Origin of the sequence: Streptomyces sp. NRRL F-5123, assembly GCF_000721495.1 — a bacterium.
GTDB lineage: Bacteria > Actinomycetota > Actinomycetes > Streptomycetales > Streptomycetaceae > Actinacidiphila.
This window is the reverse complement of record NZ_JOHY01000054.1, coordinates 23,014-47,854: the sequence shown is the minus strand read 5'-3', so window position 1 is coordinate 47,854 and position 24,841 is coordinate 23,014. Positions and strand designations below refer to the sequence as shown.

Sequence of the window (24,841 nt, the reverse complement as noted above, 5' to 3'; positions counted from 1 at the left end):
GCGGTGTGTCCACCCGCGGGCGGCGCCGTCAGGTCTGGCCGGCGGTCCTGGCGCGCTCGACGGCCGGGCCGATCGCCCGTACCAGCTCGGCGACCTCCCCGGCGGTCGTGGTGTGGCCGAGCGAGAAGCGCAGCGTCGCGCGGGCGTCCGGGGCGGGGCGGCCCATGGCGAGCAGCACATGACTGGGCTGGGCGACACCCGCGGTGCAGGCCGAGCCGGTGGAGCAGGCGATGCCCTGCGCGTCCAGCAGCAGCAGGAGGGCGTCGCCCTCGCACCCGGGGAAGGTGAAGTGCGCGATCGAGGCGAGCCGGCCCCCGGCGGCCGGGTCGCCGTTGAGTACCGCGTCCGGCACCGCGGCCCGCACCCCGCGCACCAGGTCGTCGCGCAGCGCACCGACCTGCGCGGTGAATTCCGTGCGGTGCCGCGCCGCGAGCGTGCCCGCCGCCGCGAAGGCCGCGATGGCCGGCACGTCGAGGGTGCCCGAGCGGCTGCGCTCCTGCTCGCCGCCGTGCAGCAGCGGCACGGGGGTGTCGTCGCGGCGCAGCAGCAGCGCGCCGACCCCGTAGGGGCCGCCCACCTTGTGCCCGGTCACGGTCATCGCGTCCAGGCCCGAGGCCGCGAAGTCGACGTCCGCCTGGCCGAAGGCCTGCACCGCGTCGGAGTGCATCGGCACCCCGAACTCCGCGCACACCGCGGCCAGCTCCGCGACCGGGAGGATCGTGCCGACCTCGTTGTTCGCCCACATGACGGTGACCAGGGCCGTCTCGTCGGGATGCGCGGCCAGCGCGGTGCGCAGCGCCTCGGGGTGCACCCTGCCGTAGGAGTCGACCGGCAGCCACTCCACGAGGGCGCCCTCGTGGTCGGCCAGCCAGTGCACCGCGTCCAGTACCGCGTGGTGCTCCACCGGGCTCGCCAGCACCCTGACCCGGCGCGGGTCGGCCGCCCGGCGCGCCCAGAACAGGCCCTTGACGGCCAGGTTGTCCGACTCGGTGCCGCCGCCGGTGAAGACGACCTCGCTCGGCCGGGTGCCGAGTGCCTCGGCCAGGGCCTCGCGGGACTCCTCGACCGTGCGCCGGGCCCGGCGGCCGGCGGCGTGGAGTGCCGAGGCGTTCCCGGTCACCGTGAGGTGCGCGGTCAGCGCCTCGACCGCCTCCGGCAGCATGGGCGTCGTGGCGGCGTGATCGAAGTAGGCCATGGTCCGTCGATTCTACGGTCCGCGCGCCGCCCGCTCCCCGGTGCTCTCCGGCCGCCCCCGCGGACCCGGCCCGGCGAGCCCGCCGCCGACCGGCAATACGCCGCGGTCAGGCGCGCAGGGCACGCGCCAGCTGGCGGGACTGCGCCACCAGCCGGTCCTGGGAGTCCCACACCTCGGCGTCCTCCTCGAGCAGCCCGCCCGCCAGGTTGCGGGTGGAGATGGCCACACGCACCGGCCCCGGCGCAGGGGCGGCCCGCAGGTGGACGGTCAGTTCGACCGTCGGCACCCACCCGGCCAGACCCAGGTCGAAGGCGGTCGGCGGCAGGGCGTCGACGGCCAGCAGCAGCGACAGTGCGTCGTGGTCGCGCCCGTCCGCCAGGCCCAGCCAGCCGCGCATCTCGCCCGCGCCGGAGGGCGCCCCGACCGCCCAGCCCGCGGTCGCCGGGTCGAGGCGCAGGTCGAGCCGGTCGAGGATCGCGGTGGAGCCGGTGACGGGCCCGCCGCCGGGCGCGTCCTGCGATCCGACGCAGTCGTCGTAGGAAGGCATCAGCGGCGGCTTGGCCGAGGTGCGGACGTCGTCGGGGAGCGCCCCGAGGTCGCCGTAGCCGGCGATCACCCGGATCCGCTCGACCTCGCGCCCCTCGGCGTCGCGCTGGTGGAGCGAGGCCTGGCCGGTGGACATGCTCCGACCGGCCCGCACGATCTGCGTCCTGACCACCGCGGGCCCGGGCTCGGAGGCCGTCAGGTAGTGCGCGGTGATCGTCAGCGGGTCGGGGTGCGGCAGTGCGGCGCGCAGCGCGCGGGCGACGACGGCCAGCAGGTAGCCGCCGTTGACGGCCCTGATGATCGTCCAGCCCTCGGAGAGCCCGGCGTCGTACGTGCCCGGCTCGTCCGGCCGCGCGACCACTGCCGTGTCGCGGTCGAACTCGCTGTCCCCGATGGCCGCGCGGGCCGGTGCATCTGCCATGGATCGATGTTACCCGTCGGTAGTCGCCGGTTGTCCAGCCCCCCGGGGCGTCCGCCGCAGCACCGCCGCGCCGGGGCGGTCCCGCGGAGGCCGCCGGGCGGCCCCGGTGGTGCAACACCCCGGACCCGCCCGCGTCTTCCGCCCCCGCGGCCCGGATCCGGACGGGCTCGCGCCAGGGCCGCGGCAGGCCTGTGGACAACCGGGAGGCCCGCCGGGAGCGGGCCGTTACCCTGGACTGGTGAACGACTTCCCCCAGCCCGCCGAGCCCCGCCGGCTGCGCGTGCTCGCCGCCATGAGCGGCGGTGTCGACTCCGCGGTGGCCGCCGCCCGCGCCGCCGAGGCCGGGCACGACGTGACCGGCGTCCACCTGGCCCTGTCGGCGAATCCGCAGAGCTTCCGTACGGGCGCCCGCGGCTGCTGCACGGTGGAGGATTCCCGGGACGCGCGCCGCGCGGCGGACGTCATCGGTATCCCCTTCTACGTCTGGGATCTCGCCGAACGCTTCCGTGAGGACGTGGTGGCGGACTTCGTCAGCGAGTACGCCGCCGGCCGCACCCCGAATCCGTGCCTGCGGTGCAACGAGAAGATCAAGTTCGCCGCGCTGCTCGACAAGGCGCTCGCGCTGGGCTTCGACGCGGTCTGCACCGGCCACTACGCCACGATCGTCACCGCTGCGGACGGCACGCGCGAGCTGCACCGGGCGAGCGACGCGGCCAAGGACCAGTCGTACGTGCTCGGCGTGCTCGACGAGCGGCAGCTCGCCCACGCGATGTTCCCGCTCGGCGACACCCTGACCACCAAGGACGAGATCCGCGCCGAGGCCGAGCGGCGCGGCCTGGCCGTCGCCCGCAAGCCCGACAGCCACGACATCTGCTTCATCGCCGACGGCGACACCCAGGGCTTCCTCGCCGGGCGGCTCGGCAGCGCCGAGGGCGCGATCGTCGACCAGGACGGCGCGCGGGTCGGCACCCACCAGGGCGCGTACGGCTTCACCATCGGCCAGCGCAAGGGCCTGCGGCTCGGCGTCCCAGCCGACGACGGCAAGCCGCGCTACGTGCTGGACATCTCGCCGGTCGACAACACCGTGACGGTCGGGCCCGCCGAGGCGCTCGACGTCACGTCGCTCACTGCGATCCGCCCGCGCTGGTGCGGCACCCCGCCGGCCGGCCCCGCGGCGTACACGGCGCAGCTGCGCGCCCACGGCGAGGACGTCGCGGTGACCGCGGAATCCCGTGAGGGCGAGCTGCACGTCCGCTTCGCCGCCCCGGTCCGCGGCGTCGCACCCGGCCAGGCGGTCGTCCTCTACGACGGCACGCGCGTCGTGGGCTCGGCCACCATCGCCACCACCGAGCGGGCCACGGTCGCGGCCGCGACCCGTCACGAGGATCACCAGGACCACGAGGAGAAGCCCGCGGTGAGCGTATGAACATCGGAGTGTTCCTGTCGGCCTCCGACCTCGGCGAGCAGTACACCGAGCCGGCCCGCGAGTTCGGCAAGCTGATCGGCGCCGGCGGCCACGCGCTGGTGTGGGGCGGCTCCGAGTCCGGCCTGATGAAGGTCCTCGCCGACAGCGTCCAGGAGGCCGGCGGGCGGCTCGTCGGGGTCTCGGTGGAATTCCTCCAGCACAAGGCGCGCAAGAACGCCGACGAGATGATCGTCACCACGGATCTCGCCACGCGCAAGGCCGAGCTGCTGCGCCGCAGCGACGCCGTCGTCGTGATGGTCGGCGGCACGGGCACGCTCGACGAGGCCACCGAGATCCTGGAGCTCAAGAAGCACGGGCTGCACTCCAAACCGGTGGTCCTGCTCAACAGCGCCGGTTTCTACGACGGCCTGGAGCTCCAGCTCCGCAGGATGGCGCGGGTGGGGTTCGGGGCGCGCTGTCGCCGAGCGGGCGGAGAAGCGAACGGAGGCGGGCTGTGAGCGACGCACGCGAGGCGGCCGGGCCGCGGGTGGGGTTCGGGGCGCGCTGTCGCCGAGCGGGCGGAGAAGCGAACGGAGGCGGGCTGTGAGCGACGCACGCGAGGCGGCCGGGCCGCGGATGGGGTTCGGGGCGCGCTGTCGCCGAGCGGGCGGAGGCAGGCTGTGAGCCGGGTGCATCTCGTCACCGGGGCCGGGTCCGGGATCGGGAGTGCCGTCGCGCGGCGGCTGCTGGAGCGCGGCGACGAGGTCTGGCTGCTGGCCAGGGACGCCGCGCGGGCCCGGCAGCTCGCCGGGATCCACGAGGGCGCGCGCACCCTCGTCGGGGATCTCGCCGAGCCGGCCCGGCTCTCCTGGGCGATCGGCCACCAATCGCCGCCGGACCGGCTCGACTCGCTGCTGCACATCGCCGGCACGGTCGAGCTGGGCCTCGTCGGCGACCTCACGCCGAAGATCTGGCAGGAGACGCTCGCCGTCAACCTCATGGGCCCCGCCGAGCTGACCCGGCTGCTGCTGCCCCAGCTGCGGCTGTCCCGCGGCAGCGTCGTGTTCGTCAACTCCACCTCGGGACTGAGCGTGAGCGGCGAGTGGAGCGCGTACGGCGCGAGCAAGTTCGGGCTGCGCGCGCTGGCCGACGCGCTTCGCGCCGAGGAGCACGCGGCGGGCGTCCGCGTGACGTCGGTCTACCCGAGCCGCACCGCGACGCCCATGCAGCAGAAGGTCCACCAGCAGGAGGGCAAGCCCTACGACCCCTCCCGCTGGATCGACCCGGAGTCGGTGGCCACCACCGTCCTGACGGCCCTGGACCTCCCGCGGGACGCCGAGCTGACCGACCTCACCGTCCGCCCGGGCCGGTGAGGCGCGGCCCGCGGGCTACCCTTCGGGCGTGATCAGCGACCTGCGCAATCTGCACCTCCCCCCGGCCACCGCCACCGGCGTCGGCTCGATGCCCGGCACCGACGCCCGCGAGGCGGCCCGCGTCGCCACCGAGGCCCCGCAGGGCCTCCCGTTCCTGCCCGAGCTGCCCGCACGCGGCCCCGGCGCGGACATGATCGGCCGCAGCGCCGGCCTGCTCGCGGAGCTGTACGCCCGCCTGGAGCCCAGCGGCTGGCGCTTCGGCGACCACCCGGGCCGGGACACCCGGCGGGCGCGCTCCTGGCTGGGGGAGGACCTGGACGCCCTGGAGGAGTTCACACAAGGCTACGAGGGCCCGCTCAAGCTCCAGGCGGTCGGCCCGTGGACGCTCGCGGCGTCCGTGCAGACCCGGCACGGCGAGGCCGCGCTGGGCGACCCGGGCGCCTGCCGCGACCTGGCCGGCTCGCTCGCGGAGGGACTGGCGGCCCACCTCGCCGACGTCCGCCGCCGGGTGCCGGGCGCGCAGCCGGTGCTGCAGCTGGACGAGCCCTCGCTCGCCGCGGTGCTCGGCGGCCGGGTCCGCACCGCCAGCGGCTACCGCACCTACCGCACGGTGGACCGCGCGGACGTGGAGCAGACGCTCCGCGAGCTGATCGCGGCGGCCGGCGTGCCGGTGGTCGTCCACTCCTGCGCCCCGGACGTCCCCTTCGGGCTGCTGCGCGCGGCCGGGGCGGCCGGCGTGTCCTTCGACTTCGCACTGCTCACCGAACGTGACTGGGACGCCGTGGGGGAGGCAGCCGAGGCGGGCACCGCGCTGCTGGCAGGTGTCGTGCCGGGCACTGACACCCCATTGTCGGACCCTGCCGGTAGCGTGAGTGGTGTTCGGGCGCTGTGGCGCAGGTTGGGGCTGGCACCGGGGGCGTTGGGATCCACCGTCGCCGTGACCCCGTCCTGCGGTCTGGCGGGGGCCTCACCGGCCTACGCCCGTGCCGCTCTCGTGCACTGCGCGAAGGCGGCCCGCTCGCTCGTCGACAACCCTGAGTAGTGAGGAAGGACGGGGTCGTGGAGGACACGGAGATTCCGGCGGAGGCCCGCGAGGAGCACGCGCGCCTCGCCGAGGAGATCGAAGAGCACCGCTTCCGCTACTACGTCAAGGACGCACCCGTCGTCAGCGACGCCGAGTTCGACCGGCTGCTGCGCCGTCTGGAGGCGGTCGAGGACGCGCACCCCGCGCTGCGCACCCCTGATTCGCCGACGCAGAAGGTCGCCGGCGCGTACGAGACGGAGTTCACCTCCGTCGAGCACCGCGAGCGGCTGCTGTCGCTGGACAACGCGTTCACCGACGAGGAGCTGACGACCTGGGCCGACCGGGTCGCCGCCGAGCTGGGCCCGCCGGACAACGCCCGCAGCCCTTACCACTTCCTGTGCGAACTCAAGGTCGACGGCCTCGCCGTCAACCTGACGTACGAGAACGGCCGGCTGACCCGCGGCGCGACCCGCGGCGACGGCCGCACCGGCGAGGACATCACACCGAACGTCCGGACGATCGCCGGCATCCCCGAGCGGCTCGCGGGCGACCGCGTCCCGGAGCTGGTCGAGGTCCGCGGCGAGGTCTACTTCCCCGGCGAGAAGTTCGAGGAGCTCAACGCCCGGCTGGTCGAGGCCGGCGACAAGCCGTTCGCCAACCCGCGCAACGCCGCGGCCGGTTCGCTGCGCCAGAAGGACCCGCGGATCACGGCCTCCCGCCCGCTGCAGATGGTCGTGCACGGCGTCGGGGCCCGCGAGGGCTTCACGATCGAATGCCAGTCGCAGGCCTACGAGCTGCTGCGCGAATGGGGCCTGCCCACCGCGCGGCACAACAAGGTCGTCGCCACCCTCGACGAGGTGCGCGCCTTCATCGCCCACTACGGCGACCACCGGCTCGACGTGGAGCACGAGATCGACGGCGTGGTCGTCAAGGTCGACGAGATCCCGCTGCAGGGCCGGCTCGGCTCGACCTCGCGCGCGCCGCGCTGGGCCATCGCCTGGAAGTACCCGCCGCAGGAGGTCAACACCAAGCTGGTGGAGATCCGGGTCGGTGTGGGCCGTACGGGCCGGGTCACGCCCTTCGCCGTCGTCGAACCGGTGACGGTGGCCGGCTCCGAGGTGGAGTTCGCGACGCTCCACAACCAGGACGTGGTCAAGAAGAAGGGCGTCCTGATCGGCGACACGGTGGTGCTGCGCAAGGCCGGCGACGTCATCCCCGAGATCCTCGGCCCGGTGGTCGACCTGCGGGACGGAACGGAGCGGGAGTTCGTGATGCCCGCCGAGTGCCCGGACTGCGGCACCCCGCTGCAGCCGATGAAGGAGGGCGACATCGACCTGCGCTGCCCCAACGCCCGCTACTGTCCCGCCCAGTTGCGCGAGCGCGTCTACTACCTGGCCGGCCGCCGCAGCCTGGACATCGAGGCGCTCGGCTACGTCGCCGCGACCGCGCTGACCCAGCCGCTGGACGCCGAGCCGCCGCTCAAGGACGAGGGCGACCTGTTCTCGCTGGACATCGAGAGCCTGCTGCCGATCCGCTCCTACGTCCTGGACCAGGACAGCGGCCTGCCCAAGCGGGATCCGGAGACGGGCGAGCCCAAGATCGTCACCTTCTTCGCCAACCAGAAGGGCGAGCCGAAGAAGAACGCCCTGGCGATGCTGGACAACATCCGGGCGGCCCGCGAACGCCCGCTCGCCCGGGTCATCACGGGGCTGTCCATCCGCCATGTGGGTCCGGTCGCCGCCGCCGCGCTGGCCCGCGAGTTCCGTGACCTCGACCGGATCATGACGGCGGCCGAGGAGGAGCTGGCCGCGGTCGACGGCGTCGGGCCCACGATCGCCGCGTCCGTCAAGCAGTGGTTCGCCGAGGAGTGGCATCAGGAGATCATCCGCAAGTGGCGCGAGGCCGGCGTCACCTTCACCGAGGAGGGCTCGGACGAAGGGCCGAGGCCACTCGAAGGGGTGACCGTCGTCGTGACCGGAACGCTTTCGGCGTATACCCGGGATGGCGCAAAAGAGGCCCTGGGCAGCCGAGGTGCGAAAGTCACCGGTTCGGTGTCCAAGAAAACGGACTTCGTGGTCGCCGGTGACAATCCCGGATCCAAGTTCGACAAAGCCGTGCAGCTCAAAGTGCCGGTCCTGGACGAGGCGGGCTTCACCGCGCTGCTCACGGACGGTCCCGAGGCCGCCCGCGCGCTGGCGGTCAATCCCGCGGAGGGCGCGGACACCGGGGAGGCGGAAGGCGCCGCGGAGGGTTCCGCAACGGCCGGAACGGCCGCCGAATCCGGCTGAATGACCCGGAGATGTCACTCGATCGGTCTATATCAGAATACGTCGATGTGCCTGGTCGCATTCGGGCAACCCCGTTCGATCGGTGCCCGGGAAGGCGCGGGGCGGCCTAGTGTTGTGACGCGTCCCCACGGCGGCGATACGTTCCGCCAGCCGTAACGGAACTCCGCTGCGGCCAGGGGGCGGTGGGACCTGCTTGCTTCACCGGGCTGGAAGAGGGACGGGCATGCATCCGACGGAGAGTGCCGCAGCGGCGCCGCTGCCACCGTGCGCGCCCGCCGCCGCGCCGCCCTCCCCCGCTCCGTCCCTCTCCCGCTCGCTGGTGCGGACCGCGGCCCCGCCCGCCGCTGCGATCTGCCTGGCCGTCGGCATCTGCCGGGTGCTCGAGCACGGCCACGCGCTCTTCCCCGCCGGGACGGGAGGCTGGGGCTTCGCGATCCTGACCGGCATCATCGTCGGCCATCTGGTGGCCGTCGGCCGCGACCGCTGGTGGGGCGGCACCGGATCCGGTGCCGCCCTCACGCTCGCCATGCTGCTGGCGCACGGCTGGGTGCCCGCCCTGCTGGTCAGCCTCGCCGTGGTCACCCTGGTCGGCGCCGCCCGCCTGCACCGATGGCGGCAGGCCGCGCTGTACGGCTCCATCGACATCCTCGGCATCGGCGCCGGAGCCGCCGTGCTCAGCCTGTGCGGCGCCCGTCCCACGGTCGAGCATCCCTGGGCCCCCGAGGTCTGGTCGATGACCGCCGTGCCGATCGTCGTGCTCGCCGCGCTGGCGTATCTGGCCGCCACCCGCGCGCTGCTGTGGTGCGCCTTCGCCCCGCGCGGCGAAGGACTGCCGACCTTCGCCCGCTCCGCCCTCATGCGGCAGGGCATGCTCGGCTGCGCGCTGCTCGGCATCTCGCCGCTCATCCTGGTCGTCGCGTGCGACAAGCCGGCGCTGCTGCCGCTCTTCTCGGTGCCGCTCATCGCGCTGGACTCCACCTTGTGGATCGCGCACGCCCGCGCGGAGGAGCAGCTGCGCGACCCGCTCACCGGGCTGCCCAACCGCCAGTGGCTGCTGGAGCGCGCCTGGAGCGCGCTGGACGAGGCGCAGGAGGACTGCGAGCGCGCCGAGCCCGGCTTCCTGGCCGCGTCCGGCGGTACGGGCACGCACCCGCCGGACGGCTGCGGCCGCGTCGGGCTGATCCTCATCGACCTGGACAAGTTCCGCTCCGTCAACGACACGCTCGGCCACCGCGCCGGCGACCGGCTGCTGCTCCAGGTCGCCGACCGGCTGCGTACCGCCCTGCCGCGCGGCGCCGAGGCGGCCAGACTCGGCGGCGACGAGTTCGCCGTCCTGCTGCCGGGCTGCGACTCCACCACCCGCGCCCAGCGTGTCGCCCGCACCCTCGTCGCCGCCCTCGCCTCGCCGCTCAGCCTCGACGGCCTGTCCCTGGTGCTGGAGGCCAGCGCGGGCGTCGCCGTCTTCCCGGACCACGCGCTGGACGCCGAAGGGCTGCTGCGCCGCGCGGACGTGGCGATGTACCAGGCCAAACGCGACCGCAGCGGCGTCGAGGTCTACGAGGCCACGCGCGACGGCAACACCCCCGACCGGCTCGGCCTGCTCGGCGATCTGCGCCGGGCGCTGGACGCCGGCGACGTCGAACTCCACTACCAGCCCAAGGTGCGCTTCGACGGCCGGGTCGCGGGCCTGGAGGCCCTGGTCCGCTGGGAGCACCCGGAGCGCGGCCGGGTCAGCCCGGACGAGTTCATCACCATGGCCGAGACGTCCGGCCTGATGCCGCTGCTCACCGAATACGTGCTGGACACCGCGCTGGCCCAGGTCGCCCGCTGGCGCGAGCTGGGCCTCGACGTACCGGTCGCCGTCAACGTCTCGCCGCGCGACGTCCACAGCCCCGGCTTCGCCGGCACGGTCGCCGCCCGGCTGGCCCGGCATCAGGTGCCGGCCCACTTCCTCCAGCTGGAGATCACCGAGCACGTCCTGCTGGAGGATCCGCAGCGCGCCGCCGACACCCTCCTCGGGCTCACCGGACACGGCGTCAAGATGTCCCTCGACGACTTCGGCACGGGCTACTCCTCGCTCGTCCACCTGCGCCGGCTGCCCGTCAGCGAGCTGAAGATCGACCGCTCCTTCGTGGCCCGGCTCGTCGTCGACGCCGAGGACGCGGAGATCGTCCGCTGCACGGTCGACCTGGCCCACTCGCTGGGCCTCATGGTCGTCGCGGAGGGCGTCGAGGACGACGAGACCTGGGAGCGGCTGCGCGATCTGCGGTGCGACGCCGTGCAGGGGTGGCTGGTCGCCGCCGCGATGCCGCCCGAGGAAGCCACGAAGTGGCTTCTCGCCCGGGGCGAACGCGGCGCCCTCCCCGTCGCCGCCTCCGCCCGCCGCGCCCTCCCGCCCGCGCCGGGCACGCATTCGACGGTCCCGGCCGCAGCGCCGGTCGAGCGCTTGTAGCCTGCGGCCGGCCCGGCGGGTTCTCCAGGGGCGCCTGGGAGGTACCCCCACGCGCCCCTGAAAACGGGTGCCCCGCCCGGCATGCGCGGCCCCTCAGGGGTGAAGGCCCGAGCCCCCAGGCCCCCCTCGGGGGTAAAGGGCTTCGCGGGCGCGGGTCGGAGCCCCATAGGATTGGGGCTCACACCGTTGTCTCACCCGCAGAGGATCGAATGAGCATCACGCGCGAGGAGGTAGCCCACCTCGGCCGGCTGGCACGGATGGAGCTGTCCGCCGATGAGCTGGACCACTTCGCCGGACAGCTTGACGACATCATCGGCGCGGTCGCCCGCGTCTCCGAGGTGGCCGGCGAGGACGTCCCGCCGACCTCGCACCCGCTGCCGCTGACGAACGTGATGCGCGCGGACACCGTCCGGCCGTCGCTCACCCCGCAGCAGGCGCTGTCGGGCGCCCCGGCGCAGGAGCAGCAGCGCTTCAAGGTGCCGCAGATCCTGGGGGAGGACTGACACGATGACGGACATCATCAGGCTGACCGCCGCGCAGACGGCGGCGAAGATCGCGTCCGGCGAGCTGACCGCGGTCGAGGTCACCGAGGCGCACCTGGCCCGGATCGAGGCCGTGGACGAGAAGGTGCACGCCTTCCTGCACATCGACCGGGAGGGCGCCCTGGCGCAGGCCCGCGCGGTCGACGCCAAGCGCGCCGCGGGCGAGCCGCTGGGCCCGCTGGCCGGTGTGCCGCTGGCGATGAAGGACATCTTCACCACCGAGGGCGTGCCCACCACGGTCGGCTCGAAGATCCTGGAGGGCTGGATCCCGCCGTACGACTCGACGGTCACCAAGAAGCTCAAGGCCGCCGGCGTGGTGATCCTGGGCAAGACCAACATGGACGAGTTCGCGATGGGCTCCTCCACCGAGAACAGCGCGTACGGCCCGACCGGCAACCCGTGGGACCTGACGCGTATCCCGGGCGGTTCCGGCGGCGGCAGCGCCGCGGCGCTCGCGGCGTACGAGGCCCCGCTCGCGCTCGGCACGGACACCGGCGGCTCCATCCGGCAGCCCGCGTCGGTGACCGGCACGGTCGGCGTCAAGCCCACCTACGGCGGGGTGTCCCGCTACGGCATGGTGGCCTTCTCGTCCTCGCTCGACCAGGGCGGCCCGTGCGCCCGCACGGTGCTGGACGCCGCGCTGCTGCACGAGGTGATCGGCGGCCACGACCCGCTGGACTCGACGTCGATCGACGCGCCGGTGCCGCCGGTCGTCGAGGCGGCCCGCAGCGGCGACGTGCGCGGGATGCGCATCGGCGTCGTCAAGGAGCTGGGCGGCGAGGGCTACCAGCCCGGAGTGGTGCAGCGCTTCCAGGAGTCCGTCGAGGTGCTGCGCGAACTGGGCGCGGAGGTCGTGGAGATCTCCTGCCCGTCGTTCGAGCTCGCGCTCGCCGCGTACTACCTGATCGCGCCGTCGGAGTGCTCCAGCAACCTGGCCCGCTTCGACGCCATGCGCTACGGCCTGCGGGTCGGCGACGACGGCACGAAGTCCGCCGAGGAGGTCACCGCGCTGAGCCGCGAGGCCGGTTTCGGCCCCGAGGTCAAGCGCCGCATCATCCTCGGCACGTACGCGCTCAGCTCCGGCTACTACGACGCGTACTACGGCTCGGCGCAGAAGGTCCGCACGCTGATCACGCGGGATTTCGCGAAGGCCTTCGAGCAGGTCGACGTGCTGGTGTCGCCGACCACCCCGACCACCGCCTTCCCGCTGGGCGAGCGGGTGGACGACCCGCTCGCGATGTACCTGGTGGACCTGTGCACCATCCCGGTCAACCTGGCGGGCAACGCGGCGATGTCGCTGCCCTGCGGCCTCGCGCCGGAGGACGGTCTACCGGTGGGCCTGCAGATCATCGCTCCCGCACTCCAGGACGACCGGCTCTACCGGGTCGGCGCCGCCGTCGAGGCCGCCTTCGTGACGAAGTGGGGCCACCCGCTCCTTGAGGAGGCACCGCAGCTATGAGCACTCAGGGCAAGAAGAAGGGCAAGGCCGGTACGTACCTGGCCATCGGCAGCACGCTTTTCGCCGCCTTCAGCAACGTCAAGAAGGTCCGCGCCGCGCGCGGCGAGAACGACACCCTCCAGCTCATCGACGGCCTGATCCGGGTGGCCGCCGTGGCCACCGGTGTGGCCCTGCTGGTCCGGGATCTGCGCCAGCCGGACGACGACGTGCTGACGGACTGACAGGCCAGGAGGAAGAAACCACGTGACCGTCACGGAACTGCTGTCCTACGAGGACGCGCTCGCGGCCTACGACCCGGTGATGGGCCTGGAGGTCCATGTCGAGCTGGGCACCAGGACGAAGATGTTCTGCGGCTGCTCCACCGCGCTGGGCGCCGAGCCCAACTCGCAGGTCTGCCCGACCTGCCTGGGCCTGCCCGGCTCGCTGCCGGTCGTCAACGAGACCGGCGTCGAGTCGGCCGTCAAGATCGGCCTGGCGCTGAACTGCAGCATCGCCGAGTGGTGCCGCTTCGCCCGGAAGAACTACTTCTACCCGGACATGCCGAAGAACTTCCAGACGTCGCAGTACGACGAGCCCATCGCGTACGACGGCTACCTGGACGTCCAGCTGGAGGACGGCGAGGTCTTCCGGGTGCAGATCGAGCGCGCCCACATGGAGGAGGACACCGGCAAGTCCACCCACGTCGGCGGTGCCACCGGGCGTATCCACGGCGCCTCGCACTCGCTGCTGGACTACAACCGGGCCGGCATCCCGCTCATCGAGATCGTCACCAAGCCGATCGAGGGCGCGGGCGACCGCGCTCCCGAGGTGGCCCGCGCGTACGTCGCGGAGCTGCGCGAGCTGATCAAGGCGCTCGGGGTGAGCGAGGCCCGCATGGAGATGGGCCAGATGCGCTGCGACGTCAACCTGTCGCTGCGCCCGCGCGGCGAGCAGAAGTTCGGCACCCGCAGCGAGACCAAGAACGTCAACTCGCTGCGCAGCGTCGAGCGCGCCGCCCGCTTCGAGATCCAGCGGCACGCCGCGGTCCTCACCTCCGGCGGCACGATCGTGCAGGAGACCCGGCATTTCCACGAGGAGGACGGCTCGACGACCTCCGGGCGCATCAAGGAGGAGGCGGAGGACTACCGCTACTTCCCCGAGCCCGACCTGGTGCCGGTGGCCCCGTCCCGCGAGTGGGTCGAGGAACTGCGTGCCGGGCTCCCGGAGCTGCCGCGGCTGCGCCGCAAGCGCCTCCAGGAGGAGTGGGGCATCGCCGACCACGAGATGCAGTCGGTGCTCAACGCCGGGGCGCTCGACCTGATCCTCGCCACGATCGCGGAGGGCGCGGACTCCGCGGCCGCCCGCAAGTGGTGGATGGGCGAGCTGGCGCGGCACGCCAACGAGTCGGGCGCCGAGCTGGCAGCGGTGCCGATCACCCCGGCGCAGGTCGCCCGGGTCGCGGCGCTCGTCGCCGCGGGCGACCTCAACGACAAGCTGGCCCGCCAGGTCATCGAGGGCGTGCTCGCGGGCGAGGGCGGCCCGGACGAGGTCGTCGACAGGCGCGGCCTGAAGGTCGTCTCGGACGAGGGCGCGCTCGGCAAGGCCGTGGACGACGCGATCGCGGCGAACGCCGCCGTCGCCGACAGGATCCGCGGCGGCAACCTCGCGGCGGCCGGCGCGCTCATCGGCGCGGTGATGAAGGCCACCCGGGGCCAGGCGGACGCCAAGCGGGTCCGCGAGCTGGTCCTGGAGAAGCTGGGCGTCCAGGGCTGATCCGCGGCCCACCCGATCGCCCCGCCCCGTACGGCGGAACGAAGGACGGCACCCCACCCGGGGTGCCGTCCTTCGGCGTTTCCGGGAATATTCCTTATCCGTCTTTTACCGCTTGTGAGGAAGGGCACGAAAGTCCCAAAGGATCATTTCCTCCTGCAAGAGTGGGGCAACGTCCGAGCACACAGGAGCAGCTGGTTCATGGCCGCACTCGCACGGTGGTGTCTGCGCCGCCGCCTCACCGCCGTGCTGCTGTGGCTCGCGGTCCTCGTCGGCCTCACCGCCGCCGCGGGCGTCGCGGGCTCGGCGTACTCCCGGCACTACGAAGCCCCCGGCACCGAGTCCGGGCACGCCTCCGCCCTGCTGCGGGAGGCCTTCCCCGGGCAGGCGGGCGACACCGACACCGTCGTGTGGCACACCGGGCACGGCACCGTACGCGACGCCGGTGTCCGGCAGACCATGACCGCGGTCCTGGACACGGCCCGCCACCTGCCCGGTGTGGCCTCCGTCGACAGCCCCTACGCCGCCGAGGGCGGTAAGCAGATCAGCGCCGACGGGCGTACCGCCTACGCCGTCGTCGGCTTCGCCGCGGACGCCGACGCCGTACCGCGCTCCCAGGCCGAGGCCCTGGTGAACGCCGCCACCGCCGCCCGGCACGGCGACCTCCAGGTGGAACTGGGCGGCCAGGCCGTCGGCAGCACCGAGGGCACGAGCGCGCACCTCAGCGAGATCGTCGGGGTCGGCGTCGCCGCCGTGGTGCTGCTCGTCGCCTTCGGCTCCTTCGCCGCGATGCTGCTGCCCATCGCGACCGCGCTGGTCGGCTGCGGCACCGCCTACATGGCGATCGTGCTGCTCGGCCACGCCATGACCGTCGCCGACTTCGCGCCCATGCTGGGCATGCTCATCGGGCTCGGCGTCGGCATCGACTACGCCCTCTTCATCGTCAGCAGGCACCGCAGAGGTCTCAAACGCGGCCTGGACGTCGCCGAGGCGGCGCAGCAGGCCGTCGCCACGACGGGACGCGCGGTGGTCTTCGCGGGCGGCACGGTGTGCGTCGCGCTGCTCGGCATGCTGGTGCTGCGGCTGAGCTTCCTCAACGGGGTCGCCGTCGCCGCGGCGCTCACCGTGCTGCTCACCGTCGCCGCGTCCGTCACGCTGCTGCCCGCGCTGCTCGGCTTCATCGGCGAGCGCGCCCTCAGCCGCCGCGAGCGCCGCGCGCTCGCCGAGCACGGCCCGCGCCCCGAGCCGCCCGCGGGCCTCGCCGCCCGCTGGTCGGCCTTCGTCGAGCGGCACCCGAAGCTGCTGGGCGTGGCGGCGGCGGTACTCATGGCCGTCCTGGCGCTGCCCGCGCTCACCCTCCACCTCGGCACCTCCGACCAGGGCAACGGCCCGGCCGGGGCCACCACCCGGCAGGCCTACGACCTGCTCGCGGAAGGCTTCGGCCCGGGCACCAACGGCCCGCTCACCCTCGTCGCCACCACGGACGGCGCGCAGGCCAGGATCGCCCTGGACCACCTCCCCGAGACGCTGCGCGAAACCCCCGGCGTCGCCGCGGTCACCCCCGTCGAGCTGTCCGGCGGCACCGGCGTCATCACCGTCACCCCCGACAGCGCCCCGCAGTCCGGCGCCACCTCGCAGCTCGTCGACCGGCTGCGGCACGACGTGCTGCCCGCCGCCGAGCAGGGCAGCGGGCTGCGCGTCTACGTCGGCGGCCCGACCGCGAGCTACGACGACTTCGCGGACGTCGTGGTCGGCAAGCTGCCGCTGTTCGTCGGCAGCGTCGTGGGCCTCGGCTGCATCCTGCTGCTGGTCGCCTTCCGCTCGGTCGGCATCCCCGTCAAGGCCGCGGTGATGAACGTCGCCGCGGTCGCGTCGTCCTTCGGGGTCGTCACCGCGGTCTTCCAGTGGGGGTGGGGCGACGAGTGGCTGGGCCTGGGGAGGGCGGGCCCGATCGAGCCCTTCCTGCCGGTGATCATGGTCTCGGTGCTCTTCGGGCTGTCCATGGACTACCAGGTCTTCCTGGTCAGCCGGATGTACGAGGAGTGGCGCGAGACCCGCGACAACTGCCGGGCGGTTCGTGTCGGGCTCGCCGAGACCAGCCGGGTGATCACCTCGGCCGCGGTGATCATGATCGCGGTCTTCCTGGCCTTCGTGCTCAGCGGCGACCGGGTGATCGCGATGTTCGGCATCGGCCTGGCCGCCGCCGTCGCGCTCGACGCGTTCGTGCTGCGCACGCTGCTGGTGCCCGCGCTCATGCACGTCCTCGGCGACGCCAACTGGTGGCTGCCCGGCTGGCTGGACCGCAGGCTGCCGCGCATCAGCATCGACGGCCCCGCACCGGCCCCGTTGCCCGCCCCCGCCGTGCCGCAGACCGCTCCGGTGCTGGTGTCTCAGGGGATCAGCGTCGGGTCGCCCAGCACGGTGGTCGGGCAGTTCAACTCGTCGTCCGAGACCCACTCCACGCGCAGCCGCAGCACGCCGGAGACGTCGAACTTCTTGTGAAACGGCTTCCCGACCGTCGCCCGGTCGCGGAAGATCCGCTTGCCGTCGGCGATGACGGTGAAGGTGTCGCCGGTGTTCGGGCTGTTGTCGTCCAGGCCGAGGACGACGTCGAGCGTCGCGTACTTCTTGCCGAGGTTGTACTCCCCGAAGCCGTCGAGGCCGGAGGCGTCCCGGTAGCAGTACGACGACGTGAGCGAGTCCTGGTACTGCACGCCGTCGACGGCCGCGGCCTTGCGCTCCAGGGAGAAGATGCTCTCGTCGGTGGGGGTGAGGTCGGCGAGCGAGACCTCGTCGGCGGCGGAGGGGTCCGAGGTGTCGCCGCCGGAGTCGCCCGTGCCGCTGCCGCCGCCGCCGGCGTCGGTGGGGGCGCCCGTCGGGGTGCCCGTGGCCGTGCCGTCGCCGGCGGCCGGCTGCTGCGAGGTGGTCCCGCCGGTGCTGCCGCCGGTCGCGGCGGGCGTGGTCGGGGGGCGCTTGCCTGCGTCGTCGCCCTTGTCCCCGCCGGACAGGACGACGCCGAGTACGGCCCCGCCCCCCACGAGCGCCGCCGCGACGACCGCGGCGACCGTGATCCGCAGCCCCTGCCGCCTGGCCGGCGGCTCCGGGACGGTGGGCGGGAGGACGGGCACGGGCGACCGGAAGACCGGCTGCGGCGCGTGCACCGGCTGCGGCGGCAGGGCCGGCGGTACGGGCGGCCCGGGCGGCGGCAGAGGGGGTACGGGCGCGGCCGCCGGTACGGGCGGCTGCTCGGGGCGGGTGGCCGAGACGACGAGGGAGCGCATTTCCCGCACCCACGAGGTGAGCGACGTGGGCCGCGACTCCGGGTCCGCCGCGAAGATCGCCGCGACCCGGGCGGCCTTCTCCGGGCTCAGCCCGGCCAGCGCGGGGAGCGCGAGCAGCGCCGCGCGCAGCGTCTCCGGGACGGTCGCCGGGGATTCACCGCTCAGCAGGAAGTACGCGATGGCGCCGAAGGCGTAGCGGTCCGTGGCAGGACTGCGGATGCCGTCGAAGACCTCGGGCGCGGCGAAGCCGGGGGTGAACCACACCTCGGCGGTCCGGTGGTCGGCGGCGAGCTTGCTCAGGCCGAAGTCCACGAGGGTCGCCTGGCCGTGCTCGTCGATCATCACATTGCCGGGGGAGAGGTCGCCGTGCACGACCCGGCGGCCGGAGGGGGTCGCCGCGCCGCTGTGCAGCCAGTCCAGCACCTCTGCGAGCTGCTCCAGGCAGCGCACCGCCGCGCGGCGCTCGTCCGCGGACTCCAGGGTGCGCTCGGCGCGCCAGTCGCGCAGGTCGAGGCCCTGCACATGGTTCATCACGAGGTAGAGCGCCCGGCCGGCCGCCTCCGGCAGGGTGCCCGCGGGGTGCGCGGACGGCCCCTCGAAGTGCTCCCGGATCCCGACCACGCCGGGCCGGTGCACGAAGCGCAGCAGCTCGGCCTGCTCCCGCCACTTCGCGCTGACCCGCGCGAACAGTTCCCGGGAGAGGGCCTGCCGGTCGTCGAGCATCTTGACGACGACCGGCTCCGTCGCGCCGCCCAGTTCCAACTCGGCGAGGTAGAGCACGGCTTCGCCGCCGCGGCCGATCGACCGCCGCAGGCGGTATCTGTCCGGCGCGTCGTCCGGCCCTATGTACGAGGCGGTGTCCACGCCGCTCAACTTACCGCCGGGGGTGCGCTCGGGGGTGCCTCTTGCTGTGGGCCCGCGATCTTCCGCCGGTGGCGCCAACGCGCCTGCCTGAACTGAGCCTTAGGCACCTCACCCGCGGGCGCGCCCCATTCGCCCGGGCCTAAGGACGTAGGCGCAGCGGCTAAGGCACCCGCGGGGCCGGGGTTCGGGCAGGTGCCCGATGTGGGGGGACCGCCTCAGGGACGAAGCTGGGAGCACCGAGAAGGAAACCAGCTCTCAGGAGAAGAAGATGTTCGCGTACGAACTGCACCAGGCCCGCAGGGCCGACCTCACGCGGCAGGCCGACGAGTGGCGCCTCGCCCAGCAGGCCAGGTCCGCCCGGGCCGAGCGCCGCGCCGCGGCCCGCCGCACCGCCGCCAGACCGGCGGTACGAACCGACCGGGAGGCCGCGGAGAGTCCGACCCCCCGCCGCCACCTGCGCGCGCACAGCGCGTCATGACGGTCGCGCCCGCGGAGGCCCCGCCGGGGGCCGGGGCCTCCGCCGCGGCTGCCAGAACGGATACGGCGGACGAAGCGCGCAAAGTATTGGGTGTCGGCACCGCCCCCGGGCGTGACATGCTCGGGGGCGTGCAGACGCAGTCGTTCAGCCCCGTTTTCATCGGCCGGGACACCGAGCTGACACGGCTCGCCTCGGCGCTGGCGGCGGCGCACAACGGCGAGTCGCAGGCCGTGCTGATCGGTGGCGAGGCCGGCGTCGGCAAGACGCGGCTGACGGAGGAGTTCCTGGCCGCCGCTCGTACCGCGGGAGCGGTCACCGCGCTGGGCGCCTGCGTGGAGATCGGCGCGGAGGGCCTGCCCTTCGCCCCGGTCTCCGGCGCGCTGCGGGACCTCTACCGCCAGCTCGGGCCCGAGCTGACCGCCGCCGCGGCCGGCCAGCAGGCCGAACTGGCGCGGCTGCTCCCGGAGCTGGCGAGCCCGGACGGCTCCGCGCGCGAGGCCTACGACGAGGACGGCCGCGCCCGGCTGTTCGAGCTCACCGTCCGCCTGCTGGAGCGCCTCGGCGAAAACCGCACGGTCGTCGTGGTCGTCGAGGACCTGCACTGGGCCGACCGCTCCACCCGCGAGCTGCTCGCGTACCTCTTCCGCTCGCTGCAGCGCTGCCGGGTGCTGCTCGCGGCGACGTACCGCGCGGACGACATCCACCGCCGCCACCCGCTGCGCCCCTTCCTCGCCGAGACCGACCGGCTGCGCCGGGTCGAGCGCCTGGAGCTGTCGCGCTTCACCCGCGCGGAGGTCCGCAGCCAGCTGACCGCGATCCTGCCGGACGCGCCGGACGAGTCGGTCGTCGACAAGGTCTTCGAACGCTCGGACGGCAACCCGTTCTTCGTCGAGGAGCTGGCCTGCAGCCTGGGCCTCGGCTGTGCGACAGGACTGAGCGACTCGCTGCGCGACCTGCTGCTGGTGCGGGTGGAGGCACTGCCCGAGGACGCCCAGCGGGTGGCGAAGTTCGTCGCCGAGGGCGGCAGCACCGTCGAGTACCGGCTGCTCGCGGCCGTGACCGGGCTGTGCGAGGACGACCTGCTGGACGTGCTGCGCACCGCCGTGGGCGCGAACATCCTGCTGCCCACCGACAGCGGCGAGGGCTACCGCTTCCGCCACTCCCTGGTACGGGAAGCGGTCGGCGACGACCTGCTGCCCGGCGAGCGCAGCCGTATCAACCGGCGGTACGCCGAGGCGGTCGAGGCCGACCCCTCGCTGGTGCCCGCCGACGAGCGCGCCGTGCGGCTGGCCAACTACTGGTACGCCGCCCATGACACCGGCCGCGCGCTGCCCGCGGCACTCAGCGCCGCCGTCGAGGCGCGGCACCGGCACGCGTACGCCGAGCAGTACCGCCTGCTGGAACGCGCGCTCGAACTGTGGGAGGACGTGCCCGCGGACGTACGCGCCGAGCTGCGCCCCACCGACTACACCGAGGCGTATCCGCCCTGCGACTGCCCCAGCGACCAGCCGCTGGACCTCGTCGACCTGCTCGCCGAGATCACCGTGGCCGCTCGGCTCAGCGGCGAGGAGGAGCGCTCGTACACGATGGCCAAGCGGGCGCTGCGGCTGATGGAGCGCCTCGGCAGCCACGATCCGCTGCGGGCCGCCTGGTTCTGGGCGCAGCGCGCCTACGCCGCGGAGAACCTGGGCCGCAGCGACGGCTGGGAGGAACTGGCCAGGGCCCGCGAACTGGTCCGCGGGCTGCCGCCGTCGGCTACGCACGCCGAGGTGCTGGTGCGGATAGCCGGCTGGATCATGGTCCACAAGTCCGGCGCCGAGGGCACCGCCATCGCCGGCCAGGCCGCCGAGCTGGCGAAGACCAGCGGGGCCCGCGACACCGAACTGCACGCCCGCATCACCCTCGGCCTGCTCCAGGCCGACGCCGGCGACGTCGACGGCGGCATCGCGGTCGTCGAGGAGGTGCGCCGGCAGATCGCCGACTGGGGCGCACCGCGGCTGATATCCCGCACCTACGGCAATCTGTCCTCCGTCCTGGAGAGCGCCGGCCGCTCCTGCGAGGCGGTCCGGGTCAGCCGCGAGGGCCAGGAGCGCGTCGCGGGCCACGTGGCCAACGCCACCAACTCCTGGCTGCTCGCCAACGAGGCCGAGTCGCTGCTCATGCAGGGCCGCCTCCGAGAGGCGGAGCCCAAGCTCGCCGCCGCCCGCCGGGCCCAGACCGTCGAGGGCAACGTGCTGTGCGCGGGCGTGGAGATGTTCCAGGGCTTCCTCGCGCTCGCCGTCGGCGACACCGAGACCGCCGAGAAACGCCTCGCCTTCGCCACCGAGGGGCTGCGCTTCGACACCCAGCCGCAGCACCAGATCCCGCTGCGCGGCCTGGGCCTTCGGCTCGCCGCCGCCCAGGGGCGGTACGAGGAGGCGCGGCACCGGCTGCTCGCCGCGATCGACGCCGGATTCCCCAACGGGACCGCCCGCTACGCCTGGCCGCTGCTCGCCGACGGCGCCGCCGCCGAGGCGGACGGACCGTGGCCGCTCACCGGCGACCCGGCGCGCGGGCACGTCCTGGAGCGGATCCGCGCCGCCGCCCGCGAGACCGCGCGGCCCTCGCCCGTCCACAAGGCGTACGCGCTGCGCGTCGAGGCGGAACTGGCCCGCGCGGAGGGGCGCCACGAGCCCGAGCTGTGGGCCGCAGCGGAGGCCGCCTTCGCGGTGGAGGAACGGCCCCTGGAGCTTGCGTCGGTGCGCTACCGGCACGCCGAGGCCCTGCTCGGACGCGGGCCCGACACCCGCGAGGCCGCGGGTGCCCTGCTGGCCCTCGCGCACGAGGTCGCCACCGCGCTCGGGGCGAAGCCGCTGGCCGCGGACGTCGCCGCGCTCGCCGCGCGGGCCAGGCTGCCCCTCGACGCGCCCGCGGCCCCCGCGCCCGCCCCGGCGGAGCCCGCCGACCCGGCCGGAGCGCTGGGCCTGACGGCCCGGGAGCGCGATGTCCTGCGGCTCGTCGCCGACGGGCGGACGAACCGGCAGATCGCGGAGGAGCTCTTCATCTCGCCGAAGACGGCGAGTGTGCACGTGTCGAACATCCTGGCCAAGCTCGCCGTCGCCACCCGCGGCGAGGCCGCCGCCCTCGCCCACCGCCTCCACCTCTTCGCTCCGGCGGGGTGAGCGTTCTCGCTTCCGCGGGGTGAGCGCTCCGCTCCGGGGTGCCTCCTGCGGCGGCGCCGCGACCTTCTGCCGAGGGTGGGCCGGCCGCGCAGTTCTCCCCCAGGCTTCGCCCGGAAGGTGCCCCCACGCGCTCCTGAGGACGTTCACCCCGCAGGAGCGGAAACGCTCAGCTCACGGAAACGCGGAGGATACGGTCGTCGCCCGGCTCGGGTGTGCCGCGCCCGTCCGTGTTGCTCGTCGTCACGAGCAGGGTGTGGTCGTCGACGGCCACGACCGTCCGCAGGCGGCCGTACGTCTTGACGAAGAACGCCTGCGGGGCGGCCGCCGCCTTCGTTCCGTCGAGCGGGATCCGCCACAGCCGCTCGCCCTTGAGCGAGGCCATCCAGATACAGCCCGCCGCGTAGGCGATCCCGCTGGGCGAGGCCTCGTCGGTGTGCCACTGCGCGACGGGGTCCACGTACCCCGCGCGATGCGCGACGCCCTCCACCACGGGCCAGCCGTAGTTCTTGCCGGGCTCGATGAGGTTGAGCTCGTCCCAGGTGTCCTGGCCGAACTCGGAGGCCCACAGGTGGCCTTCGGGGTCCCAGGCGAGGCCCTGGACGTTGCGGTGGCCGGGGGAGTAGACGAGGGAGCCGGGGACGGGGTTGTCCGGCGCGGGCTGCCCGTCGGGCGTCATCCGCAGGATCTTGCCGCCGAGCGACGACACGTCCTGGGCGAGCCCGCGGTCCCCGGTCTCGCCGGTCCCGGCGTACAGCATGCCGTCGGGGCCGAAGGCGATCCGCCCGCCGTTGTGGATCGAGCCGGTGGGGATGCCGCGCAGGATCGTGTCGGGGGCGCCGAGCTGGTCGCCGGCCGACCGCGCGGGGTCGTACAGCATCCGCGCGATGCGGTTGTCGGAGTCGGTGCTGAAGTACGCGTAGACCAGGTGGTCCGTGCCGAAGTCGGGGGAGAGGGCGAGCCCGAGCAGGCCGTTCTCGCCGCCCTGCGTGTGGGTGACGCCGGGGACGGTGCCGGCCAGTACGGTCGTGCCCTTCTCCGGGTCGACGAGGGAGACCTTCCCGGTGTCGCGCGAGCCCACGAGCAGCGTGCCGTCGGCGAGCTGGGCCACACCCCAGGGAGCGGCGAGCTTCGTGGCGACCGTGGCGTCGGCCTTGGCGCTGCCGGTGGCGGCCGCGGCGGGCGTGGTCGGGGTGGCCGAGGCGCTCGGCGCGGCACCGGTGGTCGCGGCGGTGGACGTGGTCGGCGCGCCCTTGGAGTGCGACGCCGAGGGGTTCTGCAGGCCCGGCGGGGCCCCGCCCGAGCACCCCGCGGCCAGCAGCGCGGCCGCTGCCGCCACCGCCGCCCCGCGCGCGACCGCGCGCGCCCGGCCCCGACGCCCTGTGCTCACCGTCTGCCCTCGCCAATCGTCCGCCGTGATCATGTTTCCCCGTCCCGTCCCCCACCCAAGCACACGGCCGCCCGCGCCGCCCGCAGAACGGCGCCACCGGCCCGGGCTCCCGGCCGCCGGGGCGTGCCCTAGCCTCCTGGCCATGAACGACATCACCCAGGACCCCGCCGCAGGCCCCCGGCCGCAGGTCTGGCTGTCCCTGCCGCCCGAGGAGATCGAGGGGCTGCCGGACGCCTTCGACTACGTCCACTGGGACGGCACCGGGGAATTCCCCGCCGATCCCGCGGAGGCCGCCTTCTACGTCGTGCCCTACATGAAGGGAGCGACCGCCGGCGCGCTGCCGCTGCCGCACATGACGTCGGTGCGCGTCATCCAGACCCTGAGCGCCGGGGTGGACCACATCGCGCCGCACCTGCACCACTTCGCGCCGGGCGTGCGCCTGTGCAACGCGCGCGGGGTGCACGAGGCGAGCACCGCGGAGCTGGCCCTCGCACTGATCCTGGCCTCGCTGCGCGGCATCCCGCGGTTCGTCCGCGGCCAGGACGAGGAGAAGTGGTACGGCGGCTTCTATCCCGCACTGGCCGACCGCCGGGTGCTGATCGTCGGCTACGGCGCGATAGGAGCCGCCGTCGAGGACCGGCTGGCGCCCTTCGAGGTCGAGGTCACCCGGGTCGCGCGCAGCGCCCGCGGCTCCGCGCGCGGACCGGTGCACGCGCTGGCCGACCTGCCCGCGCTGCTGCCGCGGGCCGACGTCGTGGTCCTCACCACCCCGCTGACCGAGCAGACCAGGGGCCTGGCGGGCGCGGAGTTCCTCGCCGCGATGAGGGACGGCGCGCTGCTGGTGAACGTCGCGCGCGGCCCGGTCGTCGACACCGGCGCACTGCTGGCCGAGACCGGGGCGGGGCGGCTGACGGCGGCCCTGGACGTCACCGACCCCGAGCCGCTGCCCGCCGGGCACCCGCTGTGGCACGCGCCGGGCGTCCTGATCAGCCCGCACGTTGGCGGCAGCACATCGGCGTTCCTGCCCCGGGCCCAGCGTTTGATCCGCGCCCAACTGGCCAGGTTCGCAAGCGGGGAGGACCTCGCGAACGTCGTCCACGTGACCGGCTGAGCGAGCCGCCCGCCGCGCAACGGCACCGGCCGACTGCGGCGGGTGTACGCCCACCCCTTCGTGGTTACGCTCAGTAGAGAGACCCTATCGCTGAGTGACGATTCT

The 24,841-nt window shown here is 74.1% G+C and carries 18 protein-coding genes; 14 read left to right on the top strand and 4 right to left on the bottom strand.

Going from position 1 to position 24,841, the window contains the following annotated elements; all coding sequences use genetic code 11:
* Positions 1–28 precede the first annotated feature (28 nt).
* Together IH54_RS0131080 and IH54_RS0131075 are read right to left on the bottom strand one after the other, a co-directional pair.
* Positions 29–1,195: a cysteine desulfurase family protein gene (locus tag IH54_RS0131080; protein WP_031523280.1), complete on the bottom strand. Its 1,167-nt coding sequence runs from the start codon at positions 1,193–1,195 to the stop codon at positions 29–31.
* A 106-nt stretch (positions 1,196–1,301) separates the two neighbouring features.
* A complete protein-coding gene (locus IH54_RS0131075) occupies positions 1,302–2,162 on the bottom strand; it encodes a thioesterase family protein (RefSeq protein WP_031523277.1) in 861 nt (286 codons plus the stop codon).
* A gap of 238 nt (positions 2,163–2,400) precedes the next feature.
* Between IH54_RS0131075 and mnmA the strand changes: the two genes are divergently transcribed.
* The 11 genes from mnmA (at position 2,401) to IH54_RS0131020 (ending at position 16,956) form a co-directional block, all read left to right on the top strand.
* On the top strand, positions 2,401–3,588 hold the full coding sequence (gene mnmA, locus IH54_RS0131070; RefSeq protein ID WP_052398067.1) for a tRNA 2-thiouridine(34) synthase MnmA: 1,188 nt from the start codon (positions 2,401–2,403) through the stop codon (positions 3,586–3,588).
* Positions 3,585–4,085, top strand: a complete 501-nt coding sequence (locus IH54_RS0131065; RefSeq protein ID WP_052398066.1) for a TIGR00730 family Rossman fold protein — start codon at positions 3,585–3,587, stop codon at positions 4,083–4,085. The genes mnmA and IH54_RS0131065 overlap by 4 nt, the downstream gene beginning before the upstream one ends.
* Before the next feature lie 162 nt (positions 4,086–4,247).
* On the top strand, positions 4,248–4,940 hold the full coding sequence (locus IH54_RS0131060) for an SDR family oxidoreductase (RefSeq protein ID WP_078862663.1): 693 nt from the start codon (positions 4,248–4,250) through the stop codon (positions 4,938–4,940).
* Positions 4,941–5,028: 88 nt separating this feature from the next.
* A complete protein-coding gene (locus tag IH54_RS0131055) occupies positions 5,029–5,982 on the top strand; it encodes a methionine synthase (RefSeq protein ID WP_052398071.1) in 954 nt (317 codons plus the stop codon).
* Positions 5,983–5,999: 17 nt separating this feature from the next.
* Positions 6,000–8,252 carry an NAD-dependent DNA ligase LigA gene (ligA, locus tag IH54_RS0131050; RefSeq protein WP_234344081.1) on the top strand — a complete coding sequence of 751 codons (2,253 nt, stop codon included), beginning with the start codon at positions 6,000–6,002 and terminating at the stop codon, positions 8,250–8,252.
* Between the two features lie 223 nt (positions 8,253–8,475).
* Positions 8,476–10,704: a putative bifunctional diguanylate cyclase/phosphodiesterase gene (locus tag IH54_RS0131045; protein WP_031523264.1), complete on the top strand. Its 2,229-nt coding sequence runs from the start codon at positions 8,476–8,478 to the stop codon at positions 10,702–10,704.
* 209 nt (positions 10,705–10,913) lie between these two features.
* A complete protein-coding gene (gene gatC, locus IH54_RS0131040; RefSeq protein ID WP_031523262.1) occupies positions 10,914–11,207 on the top strand; it encodes an Asp-tRNA(Asn)/Glu-tRNA(Gln) amidotransferase subunit GatC in 294 nt (97 codons plus the stop codon).
* A 4-nt stretch (positions 11,208–11,211) separates the two neighbouring features.
* The gene (gatA, locus tag IH54_RS0131035; protein WP_031523260.1) at positions 11,212–12,705 is read left to right on the top strand and encodes an Asp-tRNA(Asn)/Glu-tRNA(Gln) amidotransferase subunit GatA; all 1,494 of its coding nucleotides are present in this window, start codon (positions 11,212–11,214) and stop codon (positions 12,703–12,705) included.
* Positions 12,702–12,926 (top strand): hypothetical protein, encoded by a 225-nt coding sequence (locus IH54_RS0131030; protein WP_031523257.1) that lies wholly within the window; start codon positions 12,702–12,704, stop codon positions 12,924–12,926. Before gatA ends, IH54_RS0131030 begins: the two co-directional genes overlap by 4 nt.
* Positions 12,927–12,948: 22 nt before the next feature.
* Entirely contained in the window at positions 12,949–14,457 is a 1,509-nt protein-coding gene (gene gatB, locus IH54_RS0131025; RefSeq protein ID WP_031523254.1) for an Asp-tRNA(Asn)/Glu-tRNA(Gln) amidotransferase subunit GatB, read from the top strand.
* Between the two features lie 198 nt (positions 14,458–14,655).
* Complete coding sequence (locus IH54_RS0131020) at positions 14,656–16,956, top strand: MMPL family transporter (protein WP_078862662.1); 2,301 nt, start codon at positions 14,656–14,658, stop codon at positions 16,954–16,956.
* Here the strand turns inward: IH54_RS0131020 and IH54_RS0131015 are convergent.
* Complete coding sequence (locus IH54_RS0131015) at positions 16,845–18,599, bottom strand: protein kinase domain-containing protein (RefSeq protein ID WP_031523250.1); 1,755 nt, start codon at positions 18,597–18,599, stop codon at positions 16,845–16,847. The genes IH54_RS0131020 and IH54_RS0131015 overlap by 112 nt on opposite strands.
* 268 nt (positions 18,600–18,867) lie before the next feature.
* Here IH54_RS0131015 and IH54_RS0131010 point away from each other — a divergent pair, with 268 nt between their 5' ends.
* Both IH54_RS0131010 and IH54_RS0131005 read left to right on the top strand, forming a co-directional pair.
* On the top strand, positions 18,868–19,077 hold the full coding sequence (locus tag IH54_RS0131010) for a hypothetical protein (RefSeq protein ID WP_159012184.1): 210 nt from the start codon (positions 18,868–18,870) through the stop codon (positions 19,075–19,077).
* A 116-nt stretch (positions 19,078–19,193) separates the two neighbouring features.
* Entirely contained in the window at positions 19,194–22,238 is a 3,045-nt protein-coding gene (locus IH54_RS0131005; protein WP_031523245.1) for a helix-turn-helix transcriptional regulator, read from the top strand.
* A 166-nt stretch (positions 22,239–22,404) separates the two neighbouring features.
* On the opposite strand, the gene IH54_RS0131000 is transcribed toward IH54_RS0131005, so the two are convergent.
* On the bottom strand, positions 22,405–23,658 hold the full coding sequence (locus tag IH54_RS0131000) for a PQQ-dependent sugar dehydrogenase (RefSeq protein ID WP_078862661.1): 1,254 nt from the start codon (positions 23,656–23,658) through the stop codon (positions 22,405–22,407).
* Positions 23,659–23,767: 109 nt separating this feature from the next.
* On the opposite strand from IH54_RS0131000, the gene IH54_RS0130995 reads away from it, so the two are divergent.
* The gene (locus IH54_RS0130995; RefSeq protein WP_031523241.1) at positions 23,768–24,736 is read left to right on the top strand and encodes a 2-hydroxyacid dehydrogenase; all 969 of its coding nucleotides are present in this window, start codon (positions 23,768–23,770) and stop codon (positions 24,734–24,736) included.
* Positions 24,737–24,841 lie beyond the last annotated feature (105 nt).